General features: G+C 65.6%; 1 protein-coding gene. It reads left to right on the forward strand.

What is annotated here, in order from left to right; genetic code table 11:
• Nucleotides 1-3 precede the first annotated feature (3 nt).
• Nucleotides 4-457 (forward strand): porin (locus ACUXUR_RS26835; protein WP_445505396.1); only part of this gene is annotated, 454 nt, incomplete at its 3' end.

Here is a 457-nt window from a genome sequence, read left to right on the forward strand (position 1 = left end):
ACCATGAAGCTCGTTAAGAGCCTTCTGCTCGGATCGGTCGCGGGTCTCGCCGCCGTTGCCGGCGCTCAGGCTGCTGACCTTCCCGCAAAGAAGGCTGCTGCTGTCGAATACGTCCGCGTCTGCTCCACCTACGGCGCAGGCTTCTTCTACATCCCCGGCACGGAAACCTGCCTCCGCGTCGGCGGCCGCGTCCGCGCCGAGTACCTGTACCTCGAGCCGGAAGATCGTGACCAGGATTCGATCGGCTTCCGTGCTCGTGGCCGTCTGAACATCGATGCCCGTACCGCCACGGCCTATGGCCTGCTGCGTACGTTCATCCGCTTCGAGATGACCCGCGACACCGGCGTGTACGGCTTCTCGTCCACGACGCCTAACGTCGACCAGGCCTTCGTCCAGTTCGGCGGCCTGACCGCCGGTCGCGCCGTGTCGTTCTTCGACAACGGCGACCTGCCGACCG

It is taken from the genome of Microvirga medicaginis (assembly GCF_052658925.1).